This window comes from Paenibacillus sp. FSL R5-0473 (assembly GCF_038004565.1).
Taxonomy (GTDB): domain Bacteria; phylum Bacillota; class Bacilli; order Paenibacillales; family Paenibacillaceae; genus Paenibacillus; species Paenibacillus amylolyticus.
Map to the genome: position 1 here is coordinate 6273191 of NZ_JBBORL010000001.1, position 14906 is coordinate 6288096.

At 48.8% G+C, this 14906-nt stretch carries 14 protein-coding genes; 12 read left to right on the forward strand and 2 right to left on the reverse strand.

Annotated features, from left to right (window positions below; all coding sequences use genetic code 11):
* Positions 1-34: 34 nt before the first annotated feature.
* The 7 genes from MKY28_RS27580 to nikE all read left to right on the forward strand — a co-directional run bounded on the left by MKY28_RS27580 (position 35) and on the right by nikE (position 7601).
* Positions 35-1072 (forward strand): glycoside hydrolase family 130 protein, encoded by a 1038-nt coding sequence (locus MKY28_RS27580; RefSeq protein ID WP_339190713.1) that lies wholly within the window; start codon positions 35-37, stop codon positions 1070-1072.
* Positions 1073-1077: 5 nt separating this feature from the next.
* Positions 1078-2019 carry a glycoside hydrolase family 113 gene (locus MKY28_RS27585; RefSeq protein ID WP_445670937.1) on the forward strand — a complete coding sequence of 314 codons (942 nt, stop codon included), beginning with the start codon at positions 1078-1080 and terminating at the stop codon, positions 2017-2019.
* A 296-nt stretch (positions 2020-2315) separates the two neighbouring features.
* Entirely contained in the window at positions 2316-3950 is a 1635-nt protein-coding gene (nikA, locus tag MKY28_RS27590; RefSeq protein ID WP_127551534.1) for a nickel ABC transporter substrate-binding protein, read from the forward strand.
* A 76-nt stretch (positions 3951-4026) separates the two neighbouring features.
* The gene (gene nikB, locus MKY28_RS27595) at positions 4027-4971 is read left to right on the forward strand and encodes a nickel ABC transporter permease subunit NikB (RefSeq protein ID WP_047840858.1); all 945 of its coding nucleotides are present in this window, start codon (positions 4027-4029) and stop codon (positions 4969-4971) included.
* A complete protein-coding gene (gene nikC / locus MKY28_RS27600) occupies positions 4968-5798 on the forward strand; it encodes a nickel ABC transporter permease subunit NikC (protein WP_340937547.1) in 831 nt (276 codons plus the stop codon). The genes nikB and nikC overlap by 4 nt, the downstream gene beginning before the upstream one ends.
* Positions 5799-5837: 39 nt before the next feature.
* Complete coding sequence (gene nikD / locus MKY28_RS27605; protein ID WP_340938062.1) at positions 5838-6644, forward strand: nickel import ATP-binding protein NikD; 807 nt, start codon at positions 5838-5840, stop codon at positions 6642-6644.
* A gap of 156 nt (positions 6645-6800) precedes the next feature.
* Positions 6801-7601, forward strand: coding sequence for a nickel import ATP-binding protein NikE (gene nikE, locus MKY28_RS27610; RefSeq protein ID WP_315371448.1), 801 nt, complete (start codon positions 6801-6803; stop codon positions 7599-7601).
* Between the two features lie 599 nt (positions 7602-8200).
* Here the strand turns inward: nikE and MKY28_RS27615 are convergent.
* Together MKY28_RS27615 and MKY28_RS27620 are read right to left on the reverse strand one after the other, a co-directional pair.
* Positions 8201-8779 (reverse strand): NAD(P)H-dependent oxidoreductase, encoded by a 579-nt coding sequence (locus tag MKY28_RS27615; RefSeq protein WP_340937549.1) that lies wholly within the window; start codon positions 8777-8779, stop codon positions 8201-8203.
* 310 nt (positions 8780-9089) lie between these two features.
* Positions 9090-9680, reverse strand: coding sequence for a TetR/AcrR family transcriptional regulator (locus MKY28_RS27620; protein ID WP_340907424.1), 591 nt, complete (start codon positions 9678-9680; stop codon positions 9090-9092).
* Positions 9681-9840: 160 nt separating this feature from the next.
* Between MKY28_RS27620 and MKY28_RS27625 the strand changes: the two genes are divergently transcribed.
* From MKY28_RS27625 to abc-f, 5 genes are all read left to right on the forward strand, one after another.
* Complete coding sequence (locus MKY28_RS27625) at positions 9841-10824, forward strand: phosphotransferase family protein (protein ID WP_340937551.1); 984 nt, start codon at positions 9841-9843, stop codon at positions 10822-10824.
* An 18-nt stretch (positions 10825-10842) separates the two neighbouring features.
* On the forward strand, positions 10843-11841 hold the full coding sequence (locus MKY28_RS27630) for a glycosyltransferase (protein ID WP_340937552.1): 999 nt from the start codon (positions 10843-10845) through the stop codon (positions 11839-11841).
* A gap of 53 nt (positions 11842-11894) precedes the next feature.
* The gene (locus tag MKY28_RS27635) at positions 11895-12179 is read left to right on the forward strand and encodes a hypothetical protein (protein WP_017691696.1); all 285 of its coding nucleotides are present in this window, start codon (positions 11895-11897) and stop codon (positions 12177-12179) included.
* 113 nt (positions 12180-12292) lie between these two features.
* A complete protein-coding gene (locus MKY28_RS27640) occupies positions 12293-12454 on the forward strand; it encodes a hypothetical protein (RefSeq protein ID WP_017691697.1) in 162 nt (53 codons plus the stop codon).
* A 98-nt stretch (positions 12455-12552) separates the two neighbouring features.
* The gene (abc-f, locus tag MKY28_RS27645) at positions 12553-14634 is read left to right on the forward strand and encodes a ribosomal protection-like ABC-F family protein (RefSeq protein WP_340937553.1); all 2082 of its coding nucleotides are present in this window, start codon (positions 12553-12555) and stop codon (positions 14632-14634) included.
* Positions 14635-14906 lie beyond the last annotated feature (272 nt).

Consider the following 14906-nt stretch of genomic DNA (forward strand, 5'->3'; position numbering starts at 1 on the left):
TTTCATAAAGCCTAACCGAAGGGAGAAATGAAAAATGTCAGTTGCTGAAACAAAAAACGTACACATTGTTGGGGACGCTTTGCCGAATATGCCGTGGGAGAACAAACCGGAGGGAACGGAAGGCCCGGTATGGAGACATTCGGCCAACCCGGTGGTTCCGCGTAACCCGGTCAAAGGTGTTGCCCGCATTTTCAACAGTGCCGTTGTACCGTATGAAGGAAAATTCATTGGGGTATTCCGCGCCGAAACCGTTAATGGACGTCCACACCTTCACATGGGCGCAAGCGAAGATGGTCTGGAGTGGACAATTGAAGAGGAACGCATTGCATTTGTAGATGAAAATGGCGATCCGTTTATGCCGAACTATGCTTACGACCCACGTTTGGTCAAAGTCGAGGACACGTATTACATCATCTGGTGTACAGACTTCTACGGCGCAGCACTGGGCCTGGCCAAAACAGATGACTTCAAAACATTTGTCCGCCTCGAAAATCCAATGCTGCCGTTTAACCGTAATGGCGTGTTATTCCCACGCAAAATCAACGATAACTATGTGATGTTGTCCAGACCGAGTGACAGTGGACATACTCCATTCGGGGACATCTTCCTGAGTGAAAGCCCGGATCTCGTGTATTGGGGCAAACATCGTCATGTGATGAGCAAGGGCGGCCAAGGCTGGTGGCAATCGGTCAAAATTGGTGGCGGGCCTGCTCCGATCGAAACGTCCGAAGGCTGGCTGATGTTCTACCATGGCGTCACTGGGACCTGTAATGGTTTTGTCTATAGCATGGGGGCGGTCATTCTGGATCTGGATGAGCCATCCAAAGTAAAATATCGTTCCTCCAACTTTGTACTGACACCGGAAAAATGGTACGAAGAACAAGGCTTCGTTGATAACGTCATCTTCCCGTGTGCAACACTGCATGATGCCGAGACCGGACGTATCGCTATCTATTACGGCGCCGCCGACACGTATGTGGGCGTGGCGTACACAACCATCGAAGAGATCGTGAACTATGTGATCGAGACGGATGAAGTTATTGCCGGAGATCATGAAGAGGGCAAGCTGTAATGCATATGGATTATATCAAGGGATTTACATTTGGCTGGATGAGTGGCAAGGGTGACTTCCGTAAGCCGGAAGCCAAAGAATCTTTGCGCCTGATGGCAGAATGTACAGGCAGTTCTCATGTTATTTTTGCACTGGCGGCACATCAGGATCATCCGCAGGCGGTAGAGGTCAAGTATCGGGGCACACATCTGGTGGAGGATGATGAACTGGTGGACATGATTCGTTATGCCCGTACACTCGGGCTGCGTGTCATTCTGAAACCCACCGTCAACTGCATCGATGGCACATGGCGTGCACATATTAACTTTTTTGATATCGATGTGCCTTGTGAGCCGAAGTGGAAGGATTGGTTCCGCAGCTATACGGCATTTCAGAAGCATTATGCAGTGATTGCAGAGCAGGAAAAGTGTGAGATGTTCATCGTAGGCTGTGAGATGGTGCAATCCGAGCGTCGGGATGAAGAGTGGCGCGAGGTGATCGCCGGTGTGCGTGAAGTGTACACAGGACTGGTGTCGTACAACACGGATAAATATCAGGAAGGTCATGTGAAATGGTGGGATGCCGTTGACGTCATCTCTTCCAGTGGTTATTATCCCATCGGAGATTGGGAGGCGCAACTGGATCGTATTGAACAGGTGATTGCTCCCTATGGCAAACCCTTTTTCTTTGCGGAAGCAGGTTGTCCCAGCCGCAGTGGATCGGCCCAGGTACCGAACGATTGGGGGCTGGAAGGTGAAGTCAGCGCGGAGGAACAGGAGCATTTCTATGAAGCCATGTTTCGGCATGTCAGTCAGCGTGACTGGGTACGCGGATTCGGTCTGTGGGATTGGAGCGCACATCTGCACGCGGAGAAGGATGCGCTGACCGATGACGGATATGGAGTTTACGGCAAGCCAGCGGAGCAGGTAATTCGTCGGTTCTATGAGGGCATCGCTGTAGAAGTTTAAACGAGAAACAAGAAGGTGTATGTGATGATGAATCTCAGTGATATATCTCCATATGTACTTTCGTGATTTCCATGCTGTGAGCAAGGAATAACAGATTATGGTGGAGCTTATTTTTTCAGTTGTGATTCATATGCAGGTCGAGAGGCTCTTCCTCATACAGGAAGGGCTTTTTTGGCATATTTAGTAGTGATGCATACTATGTCGAATTTTGTTGACAAAAGGAGGGCTCCTGCCTATTCTTAATGGATGAATATGATAATCATTATCATAAAATAGAGAAAAGGGGTTCAACATTCATGTCTGTACAACATCGCAAATCTTCGGCCCTCACGTTGGCAACTATGCTCTTGTTGTTATTCGTTATTGTGGGTTGCAGCAATACAGGAAGTGGAGATGAATCCTCATCTGCTGCTTCGGATCAAACATCTACGAAGTCGATTACGATGTCATGGCCACGTGATATCGGTACAATGAATCCGCACACGTACAATCCTTCGCAATTATTTGCCCAATCCATGCTCTATGAGCCACTGATCAGTTACCAGAAGGACGGAAAACTGGAACCTGCGCTGGCAGAATCATGGACCATCTCCGATGACGGCAAAGTATATACATTTAAGCTTCGCCAAGGTGTGAAATTCTCAGATGGTACGCCATTTAATGCTGAGATTGTGAAAAAGAATTTTGACGCTGTGATGAAAAATAAAGCTACACATAGCTGGCTGGGCATTGTAGGTGTGCTCGACAAGACAGAGGTTGTGGACGACCACACGTTCCGTATGACACTCACAGAGCCGTACTATCCTGTTCTTCAGGATTTGTCTGTGGTTCGTCCTTTCCGCTTCCTGGGTGAAGCCGGATTCCCGGATGACGGAGATACATCCCAAGGCATCAAAGAGCCAGTTGGAACGGGCCCGTGGATGCTGGCTGATTACAAGCAGGACGAATATGCTGTTTTCAAACGCAACCCGAATTATTGGGGAACCGCACCGAAGGTGGATCAGATTACGGTTAAGATCATCCCTGATGCAGAAACCCGCGTGCTTGCTTTTGAAAAAGGTGATCTCGACCTGATCTATGGTGAAGGTATGATCAGTCTGGATGCGTTCCAACAGCTTCGTGACAACGATAAATATGTGAGTCAGCTGTCTGATCCGGTAGGTACGCGAGATCTGCTGCTGAATTCCTCCAATCCGAAGCTGTCTGATCTCAGAGTACGGATGGCGCTCCAGCAAGGATTTAACAAAAAAGCGATGGTGGAAGGCATCACTCTGGGTCTGGAAGAACCGGCAGATACGGCACTATCCAAAAACTACCCATACACCAATGTTGACCTGAAACCGATCGAATATAATGTGGAACAATCCAAAGCTTTATTGGATGAAGCGGGTTGGAAGATGCCTGCGAATGGTAGCGTTCGTGAGAAAGACGGCCAACAGCTTGAATTCGAAATGATTTTTGACAAGACGGACCCGATTCAGAAAGCGATGGCTGAGACCATTCAGGCGGAATGGAGCGAGCTTGGGGTTAAAGTAAACCTCACTGGGCTGGAACTGACGGTACAGATCAAACGTTTGAAAGCCAATGATTTTGACCTGTATTTCTGGTACAACTATGGTGCTCCGTATGATCCACATTCCTTCATTAACGTTGTAGCGAGCCCTGGATTTGGTATCTCTGAGACGCTCAGTGCCTTGCCGATGAAAAAGGAACTGGACGAGCAGGTACATGCCGCACTATCATCAACAGATGAGACGAAACGTCAGGAGCTGTATGGCTCTATCCTGACAACACTTCAGGAACAATCGGCGATTGTCCCCATCTCGTATGTTAAGAAAACGGCGGTATATCAGAAGAAAATTTCCAACTTTATTTTCCCGGCAAACCGTGATGAAAATCCGTTTGTAGGCATTGAGTTGGGCAATCAATAAGTAGTAAATACTTTAATTTCGGAAATAGTAAGGCCTTGGTAAGGTCTGTGTAGCTTGATAAAAGGGAGGAAGTTTGTTGATCAGTTATATCGGGAAACGAATGATCGCGATCATTCCTATCGTTTTTATCGCTACACTAGTTACCTTTGCGCTTATTCATATTTCACCAGTTGATCCGGCCGAGGCTTATCTGACAGCCGCTCATATCTATCCAACACCGGAGCTGCTTGCGCAAAAGCGGCATGAGTTCGGTCTGGATCAGCCTTTATTAACCCAGTATGTGCATACGATTCAGAAGATTGCCAAGCTCGACTTCGGTACTTCGTATCTCACCAACAAACCCGTATGGGATGAAGTGAAACTAAGGATTCCCGCTACGGCTGAACTAGCCTTCTGGAGTATGTTGTTATCCGCTTTGGTGAGTATTCCATTGGGAATACTGGCGGCGGTGTATAAGAATAGCTGGATTGACATGGTCAGTCGTGCGATTTCCTATTTTGGAGCATCTATTCCGCAATTCTGGCTCGGTTACTTGCTGATCTTCTTTTTCTCGGTGAAGCTGGACTGGCTACCTGTGGAGGGGCGTGGATCGTGGGAGAATCTGGTTCTGCCTACGATTACTCTCTCCTTGATTCTTATTGCGGTCTACACCCGATTGTTACGTTCCAGTGTACTGGAGCAATTGCAGGAGACATATGTACAGTATGCGAGAACACGCGGGATTCGCGAAAGAGTGATTATGCTCAAGCATGTCCTGAAAATCGCCATATCGCCCCTTATTACAGGAATGGGGATGAGTATGGGCAAGCTGCTCACAGGCACCATTATTGTAGAGCAGGTGTTTTCCTGGCCTGGGTTCGGACGTTATTTTGTCGATGCGATATTTAATCGGGATATTCCCGTTATTCAATGTTATGTCTTCCTGGCGGCCTGCCTGTTCATCGTATGCAATCTGCTCGTTGATCTGGTGCAGCTCGTTATGGACCCACGGATTTCAGCGAAAGGACGGGCAGAACATTGATAAACAAATGGCGTGTGGTATTTAAAGGGCAGAGAGCCATCCAGATATGCTCGGTGATCATATTGCTTTTCTTCGTGATCGCGTTATTAGCCCCATGGATTGCTCCTCATGACCCGGTGAAGGTGAATCTGTTGCAGAAGCTGGCGAGTCCATCGCTTGAGCATTGGCTCGGAACGGATCATCTGGGACGCGACAATCTCACCAGGCTGATGTATGGAGCGAGAGTGTCGCTTGGATTCGCTACCCTGATCTTCCTGTCATCTTTGCTCATAGGTGTCATTGTAGGTTCAATCTCCGGTTACCTTGGTGGTTGGGTGGACAGTCTGTTGATGCGCTTGTGTGAAGGCATTATGGCGTTTCCGAATCTGGTGCTGGTGCTCGGTATTGTAGGGATCTTTGGTCCAGGTTTGATGCAGGTGCTTCTAGCACTCATGATGGTACAGTGGGTGTATTATGCACGTATCTGCCGGAACATGGTCGTTAGTCTGAAAGAACGGAACTTCATCGCAGCGGCGCGGATTAGCGGCTCCTCTTCGTGGACGATTATTCGGAAACATATCATCCCCAACGTGCAGCGTCCGATCGTTGTGATGGGTACTCTGGAGATGGGGTGGGCGATTATGGATATATCTGCTCTGTCTTTCCTGGGACTTGGTATTCAACCACCGAATGCAGAATGGGGCGCTATGATTCATGAGGGGACAGGTTATATTCGCAGTCATCCGGAGTTGATGATCTACCCGGGGGGGTTGATTCTGCTCGTAGTCATTACGTTCAACATTTTGGGAGAAGCGTTATCCGAGCGTTATGGCATTGCAAAAAGGTAGTGGTTCGGAATCGAAGGCATATGAGGGGTGAACGTAACGATGGATGATGCAGCGAAGGTACTCGAAGTTCGTGGTCTGCAAGTGAATCTAAGAACAGCGGAGGTTTCAGTCCCGTTACTGGAGCCCATTGATTTTGAATTAAAAAAAGGTCGTGTCTTCGGTCTCGTCGGTGAGAGTGGCAGCGGTAAGACCGTTACATGTAACGCGTTGCTCCATCTGCTTGATCCGCGCAGGATGGAAGTGTCGGGCAGCATCCGCCTGAATGGACGGGAGCTTGGCTCGTTGTCAGGTGAGGAGATGCGGCGCATCCGCGGCAAGGAAATCGGATTTATTATGCAGAATCCGATGAATGCTTTTACACCCGTATATACGATTGGATCTCAATTCATTGAAACCTTGCGTACGCATACGGGAATGTCCAAAGCAGCTGCCAGGGAGCGGGCCATTGCTGCCTTGGCAGATATGAACTTACCCGAACCAGCTAAACTGATGAAGCGATATCCCTTCCAACTGAGTGGCGGTATGTTGCAGCGTGTGATGATCGCCATATCGATGTGCCTGCGACCGGCTTTGGTTATTGCTGATGAACCAACGACGGCACTGGATGTCGTGAATCAGTTCAAGGTGCTTCAGGAATTGGATCGGCTACGTACGGAGTATGGCACATCCATCTTGCTCATCTCCCACGATCTGGGCGTGATCTCGCAAATGGCGGATGAAGTCGCGGTCATGCAGAAGGGGCGAATTGTGGAGCAGGCAGATGTGTACCAACTGTTCGATCACCCGCAGCATGAGTATACCCGGATGTTGTTAAATGCCAGACCCAGTATGTCTTTGGGACGATAGCGAATGACAGATGTGATGAAGCGTTCAGTGAGTGTGTAGATCGGGTATGAACTGTATTTTGAGTGGGTAGCGGAGGGGTGGAATGAACATGGTGATGTGTAGATTCGGCTTCTTCGGAGATTGCTTCTGCCAAGTACAAGAGAGGGGGATGACCTGATGCTTCAGGTACGTGGAGTAAGCCATAGCTATGGCAAACGCAACTGGCTGGATCGTTCGGGAGCGCGTCCTCCTGTGCTGGCAGATATCTCACTTACGATCGAAAAGGGTGTGTGTCTGGGGCTCCTGGGTACGAGCGGGGCAGGTAAAAGTACCTTGGGTAAAATCATTCTTGGTCTGGAGAAGCCCAGCCAGGGTCAGGTTTTATTTCAGGGTCAGGATATCTATCGATCCAGCAAACCCGTGCTTAAGGGATTACGGCGCGATCTGCAGGTCGTGTTCCAGGACTGTTATTCGGCTGTGAATCCACTCATGACTGCCGCGCAGATCATCGGTGAGCCACTGGATAATTACGAGCGATTTTCGGCAAAAGAACAACTTCGTATGGTCGGGCAACTGCTTGAGCAGGTTGGGCTTACACCTGAGGATGGGAGCAAGCTTCCGCACCAGTTCAGCGGTGGGCAATTACAGCGAGTTAACATCGCACGAGCCATTGCGCTCAAGCCAAAGTTAATCGTACTGGACGAATCGATCAGCAGCCTGGACATGGTGCACCAGACGCAAATTCTATCCTTATTGGGAGAGTTAAGAGCATCCTACGGGTTGTCTTACCTTTTTATCACACATGACATTCGAGCTGCCATGACGATCTGTGACCGCATTGCCGTGATGGATCAGGGAAAGCTGGTATATAGCGGTGATGCCGGGGGTTCGGTAATGCAGTCGGATCATCCGGCTGTGCAGCAGCTGGTTACAGCTATTTTGCCTGAGCATCCATCAGGTCGTATTTCGTTTGGGTAATGCGTTGTTTGTATTTGTAGATGGCTGTTCATTGGGGCGCTAACCATGGTCGTTTCCATTGCATTACTGATGCGAAGTCGACTTTCCAAAGGCGGGCGATTGGCATATCAAGCTGACCTGTAGTGCAGATTTGTCTCTCTAAGTGCAGGTCGCTAACGAACCGAGTCAGTGTTAAATGGCGATTTAGCGTGGAATGCAAAATGTAACGAACCTCAGTGAAGTTATTCCAGTGCAAACTAGTTTAAAATCATAAAATGATACACAGATCGAGGATATAACGCGTCTACGATTCGTTAAACCTCAGACTTATCGGAAATGGCGCTAATAACGTGTTTACGGTTCGTTAGATCATAATGAATACTAAAAGGGTTGTCCCCTACGTCTTGTTCAAGACGTAGGGGACAACCCTTTTTTTGTAACTGGGAATAGGCACATTTCTGCTTTCTGTTATAAGTCAGACTATAATTACAATTGTGCCACTTGCAGATTACAGGACTACCTTCAAATTGCGCGTATCCACAGATTTTTGATTTAACTTACAACGTGAAAATCTGGAGAGAAGTATATACTTCCCATGAGGCTTTCTTGCAGAAAAGTGTTTACCCCATCTTCCGCCCAAGCTGTTCGATCTTATCCAACCAATTCTTTCTCTGTTCATCTGACTTTTTACCAACTTGATCTACAGATGTTATCCGCACAGGTTTGATGCCAGTCAGTGCAAATGTGGAGATTTTCATCATTTTATGTGCGGGCTCACCCTGGAACCATTTGAAATACCAGCTTGGGCCATCCATCGTAGTGATCATGCGAGCGGTGCGGCCTTTGAGCAGTTGATCCGGGAATGGTTTTCCTTTCTGATACTTGAAGGCGTAACCTGGCATGAAGATTCGGTCAACGAAACCTTTCAGCAGGGCAGGTGGCCCTCCCCACCAGATTGGGAACACCCATACGAGATGCTCGGCCCACTTTATTGCTTCTTGGGCCTCCAGCAAATCTGGTTCAAGTGGAAGTTTATTACGATATCCTCCTTCCAGATTCATGTTGAACGTCAACTCGTTCAGGGTGATCATGCGGACGTCGGCACCCGCCTGCACCGCACCTTTGCGGTAAGCTTCGGCTAGTGCGTCGTTGTAACTGGGGGAGACGGGATTGCCTTGAATAATTAGTATTTTCTTCATGGAAGATGACACGTCCTGACTATTTTAGTTAATGAACACTAACCTCATGTGCAAAAAGAAAAGGTCACGTATGACCCGGTAATCCATCTGTATATCCTAATGGTATGCTGACGATTCTCTTTAGAAGTTATTCAACAAGTCCGCTTTTGTTTACGAATCATGTCTAGCGGCATCATCCGCATCGAATATGGGATTCAGCTGAGATAAGCGGAAACTTACGAAGGTTGTTTCCTTCGGAAACAATGTAGTTGCTCACGTCGTTTTCCCTACGCTCCGCTAATCCATTTCTAGCTTCATCCCATTTCCATTGTTACTCCTTGGGTACCTGCCCTAACATCGATGCAAGTCTGTGAACCGTTTCCCCCGTATAAGGTACCAACAGCTCCGGTAGTTCACCTTGCATACTGGAGACCGCCATACGTGTAATTGCACCGATCACCAGCACGGCTGTGAGCCGTGAATCCTGCTGAGGCAGTTCGCCCCGCATCATTCCCTGATCGATCAGATCCATTAACGCATCCAATGGCTGACGGTAATCCTCGCTGCTTCCGGCTTCAATGAATATTTCATGATTCTGTGAAATCAGCAGCAGTCCGTAGGGATCTTCATCATGCAGATGGAGAACCTCGGTAACCAGTTGCTTGAAGCGTTCCAACACCGGACCTTCCTGTCGAACATACCCGTCAATCAGTGCAGTATAGTCGACACAGTATTGGGTGAAGGCTTCCAGGGCAACGGCATCCTTGTTTTTAAAATGTTTGTAGATCGCCGCATCGGTTACTCCGGCGGCGTCACCGATCTCTTTGACGGATATGCCGTCAACGCCTTTGGTTGCGAACAAGCGCATCGCCGCTTGTAGGATATCTTTCTTTTTGCTATCCACATGAGATTTGTTCTTCATGATTGTATAGTAAGTGATTACTAACTAAAATGCAATAAGCAATTTTGAAACTCTGAATTGAGACACTGAATAAGCGCTTACGACCAAAGCTTGCAGGCTTGTGAGCGGCAACGTATGATGAATAGAAATCAACATCGGAGTAGCAGGGAGAACGAAATGGATGGTGGGTAGCGTGAACGAAGAGTTGGATGCATACAGCTGGGTGACGCCCGAAGGAATGCTGAATGATCAATATATAACAAGCCGTGAACAGTTGTATAAAGGAATGAACGGACGATATGTGGAGCGATTCACTGTTCCTAGCGGTGAAAGTTATATTTTCAAACCGTTGACGAATCCTGTACAGCATGGACGGGAACGATGGATGTACGAGCGTGTGATGTCTGGCTTACCACCAATCTATCCGCAACTCATTGCAGCGTCGGATCTTACCATTGCTCCAGCACAGAGCTGGATGATCTACGAGGATCTGGGGCAACTGGTGCATGATTCGGAAGAAGCGATGATGCTCGGCGCAGCGGCACATATGGCAGCATGGCATGCATTGCCTGTTACGAATTGGAGTGAGCTGCCTCGCGTGGGCCAGAAACCGTCCATTCACACCATGTTGGATGAGTTGCAAATGCAAAAGCAGTCTAACGATGAACTGTTATCCAGACTGGATATGCAGCTGTCCGCATCGAATTGGGACAAGATTGCCACGTTGATTCTCACAGCTGAGGAGCAACTTCCAACCGTTTTATGTCACGGAGACTTGCATCCCGGTAATCTAGCGGAAGTAGACGGCAGACTGGTCGTCTTGGACTGGGAGCATGCTCATCTGAATACACCGCTATGGGATGTAGTTCATCTAGTGGATCTCTCGCATCCGCTGTTTCCCAGAACGGTTACGTCTGCTTTGCGAGAGCGGGTTATAGATGTTTATTTGGACAAACTGGGGAGCTTGGGTGTACAGATTGAACGGGTTTCTTTTGCAGAATGGTACAACGCCTATGCTATTGTATTTTCGCTCTGGATGCTTCGTTTGATTGACGGTGACCTGAGAAGTGAGGAATGTGTGTGGCCGAAGGAACAGTTGCGTAACCAGTGGCATGAGACGGCAGCAACGCTGGAACAGTGCATGAAGCACTTGGATGAGGAATAGAAATGAGGGGTGAGAAGCTTGCGTAAAGTCGGACTTGTTATGCGTAAAATTCAATTCACGGAAGCTCAGGGGCCGCGCGTATTTGCGGATCGGCTGAAGCAGATTGGTCTGGAGCTGGGCGTGGATATTGTGTTCATCTCGCCGGAGCGTCATGTCAGCGGATACGACTGGTTGCCGGGTTATGAGCATGAGAAAGGTGACCTGGTGAACTACGATATCGTGCTGGATCAGATTCATAGCCAAAATATAGAGCATGTTATCTACACCGTATCCGGGTTTACGTTTTTGAAGATGTTCTTACCGAAGAGTGTATTGTTCCCGCACAGTTTTCCCGATCCCGCGCTAACAGGATATGAGATGATGAAGCCATTTTATACGATGGTGGATAAAGCGATTGTACAGACGGAGTTTTTAAAAACAGAACTTGGTCGCAATTTCGGTGTACATGACGTGAACGTTATTCCGATTGGCTTTAGCGAAGAGCTGGCGAACCGGCACTATGATCCGAGCCAGGTTGTGCATAATCGGGTGCTCTGGATCGGTAGGGATGAAGCGAATCGTCGCCCGGATCTGGTGCTGGAATACGCTCGGCAGAACCCGGACAAGGAAGTGTATATGGTGTTTGGTGGTGTGCGCTATAAGGAAACCATGAAGAAGTACGACATTCCTGCCAACGTGAAGCTGAAGTTTGCGCTCACGCAGGATGAGATATTTACGTTGATGAACTCATCCAAGGTATATTGGAACTGTTCGGCCTTTGATACGTTTGCGATGCCGCTGACGGAAGCGATGGCGATGGGCAAAATGGTCGTGAAACCGGAGCATGCTTGCTACGGTCACATTCGATCCACGCATGCATTTGCAGGTAACGAGGATAACTGGTTTGAACTGGTGAACATGGCTGCGGCTGCGCCGCGCAGTGTGTCAGAAGACAACCGGGAGTATGCGTTTGGTGCTTTTTCGCGCACGAAGATGAAAGAAGGGTACCGGAACTTTTTCTCAGATTGGTTGAAGTAATGTAAAGTCTGTAACACAGTGCTTGATCCATCCAGCAACAGGAGGGGAACCTTATGGAAGTACTGATCTTGTGGACATTGGGAATGTGGGCAGTGCAGCTACTGATTGAATGGTTTATCTACCGGTTACAAGGACGCCGAATGACGTGGGTACAATATATATTGCCATGTGTGGCCTTGCTCGGCGGTGCCGTTGTAATCATGATCAGCATCGATATTGGCGGGTGGAACGGCATCGGATATGCCCTGCTCGGCGCATCACTGGGTACCTCGGGAATGTTAACACTTATTACGGTGGCAATCAGGGATGTAATGCTTCGGCGACGGGGCAGGAATTAAGCGTAAGAATGAAACTACTGTACAGTATGATTGAATTGGGCGAAGGGATGGTTGCGGAAACGCATTCGTCTGTGATATATTGACATTAATTATGACAAGGGAGGTGAAGACAGGTGAATCACGAGATGCTTAACAACCGTATTAGCCAGCTGCCGATTGCTATGGCTGGCATTGTTCATACTTTTCTGACCAACGGGAGAAGTCTGTCCAATTTTGAATATACGGAAGTTAACATTTGCGAGAAGATGCCTGCCTTGACCTCATTCGGACGATAAGCGATATTGCTTGAATTCTGAAGGGCCGCGGAGCTAACCTCCTGCGGCTCTTTTTGTGTTGCGGTCAGGATCTTCCATACCATAGGAGGAACCTTATTATGATAATGATTAGCGCGCAACAACTGACTCAATACCACGGAGCACATCTGGTGCTGGACGGCATTACGTTTGAAATTATGGAAGGTGACAAGGTCGCCCTGATTGGCCGCAACGGAAGCGGCAAGACCACACTTATGCGCCTGATGGCAAGACTGAACAAGCCGGATGAAGGGCAATTGATGATCAAGAAAGATACACGAATGGGATATGTGGCTCAGGTTCCAGAAGGATTGGATGACCATACCGTACTGGATGTACTGAGTCTTGGATTCAAGGAGCTTATGATATGTCGCACGCAAATGAAGGAAATGGAGCAGCAGATGTCCGATCCGGCATGTGTAGCAGACCCTAATCAATTGGAGCGCCTGCTGAAACGCTACGCGGCACTGCAAGACCAGTTCGAGCGTGAGGGTGGATATGAAATGGATGCCCGGATCGATCAGGTGGCGGACGGTTTGGATATCGCCAAGGCACACTATGGTTGGCGCTTTGGTTCCCTGTCTGGTGGGGAGCAGACTCGGGTGGTGCTGGCTTCACAGCTAATCGTAAGACCCGACCTGTTATTGCTGGATGAGCCGACAAACCATCTTGATCTGGAGCGGGTTGAGTGGCTGGAAGGATTTTTACGAGAATATCCCGGCACCATTGTCCTGATCTCGCATGATCGCTATTTTCTGGATCGGGTCGTGAATCGAACACTGGAGCTGGAGGATGGAGAAGCGGAAACATCTGCTGGCGGTTATACGGAATATATGAAAGTGAAGGAACAACGGCTGTTGCAGCAATTCGAGGAGTTCAAGGAGCAACAGAAGGTTATCAAGAAAATGAAGGAAACAATTCGCCAGTTAGAGGAGTGGGGCCGGGTTGGTGGGAATGAAAAGTTCTTCAGACGGGCGGCTTCTATGCGCAAGGCGCTGGAGCGGATGGAACAGGTGAAGCGTCCTGTACTGGAGCGCCGCAATGCCGAGTTCGATGTGCGTCCTACGGATCGAACGGGTAAACGGGTAGCGGTATTGGAACAGGTCGAGAAGAGCTATGGCGAGCGTGAAATCCTGCGCGGAATCTCGGGTCTGTTGGAATATGGGGATAAAATTGCACTCATTGGACGCAATGGCTCCGGCAAGACGACCCTGTTCAAGCTGTTGCTTGGTGACGAGCAGCCCAATGCGGGCAAGCTGGAGTGGGGAGCACGCGTGGATGTAGGGTATCTGGCTCAACAGGAGGAACCCACGAATCCAAAGCTGAACGTACTCGAATACTTCCGTCTGGAAGCAGGCGTGGAAGAGGGAGAGGCTCGCGGAATTCTGGCCCGATACCTGTTCTATGGAGCGGATGTATTCCGCTCTGTCGGGCAATTATCTGGTGGGGAATGGACGCGTCTGCGGCTAGCTCTGCTGGTGCAGCGCAAACCCAATGTACTGTTGCTCGATGAGCCAACCAACCATCTGGATATCGCATCGAGAGAAGCGCTGGAAGAGTCACTGGTTGATTTTGAAGGAACCGTACTTGCCATCTCGCATGATCGGTACTTCGTCAATCGCCTCGCTTCCCGTGTGTGGGAACTGGAGGACGGTCAGATGACCGCTTACCTGGGAGACTATGAGGCGTATCGTGAGAAGAAGCTTGATTTGCAAGCTCGTGCGGCGGCGACAACTCAGGCTACAGCAGGCGTGGGCGTTTCTTCTCGTGGGAACACCAAGTCAGAGATGAAGTCAGGTTTAACGTCCGCGCCCGGCGGGACTGCCAGATCAGGGAAGAAGCCAGGAGCAACCTCGACAATGAACGGATCCACTGTTGTAGCTGCCGGTGGAAGTCATGATCATAAAGCTTCTACTGAATCAGGTAAGGCGTTGACTCCTTCGGCAGCAACTGCATCGAAACATAGAAGTGGCAGTGGCAACCAACAATCTGCGGAGAAGCTGGAACAGACGTTGGCTCGTCTTGAGGCAGAGATTCAGGTGCTGGATCAACAGTTGGAAATGGTGCAGAACAATCCGCTTGAACTGGAACAAATCTGGAATGATCGCGAGCAATTGTCCGCTGAATATAATGATGTATTGGCACAGTGGGCTGAGTTATAAGTCAGAATGGCATGAGCATAAGATTAAACAAGTGCGGTCGGAGAGTCTTCTCCGGCCTTTTTGAACTGAATTACATACCAAACGCGGAATCCACTTGTTAGCCAAGTTTCGTTGATCCAGAAACGGGCGTGAAAACCTGTTCTATTTTAGTTAAACCACATAATGCATTATCATCAACAGTGCCTCGAACAGTAGCTTTTATTACATGTCATGGTGAATAAAATCAATTTCATAAATCACTAAAAATGGAGTTTTGTAACTAGACATAGACA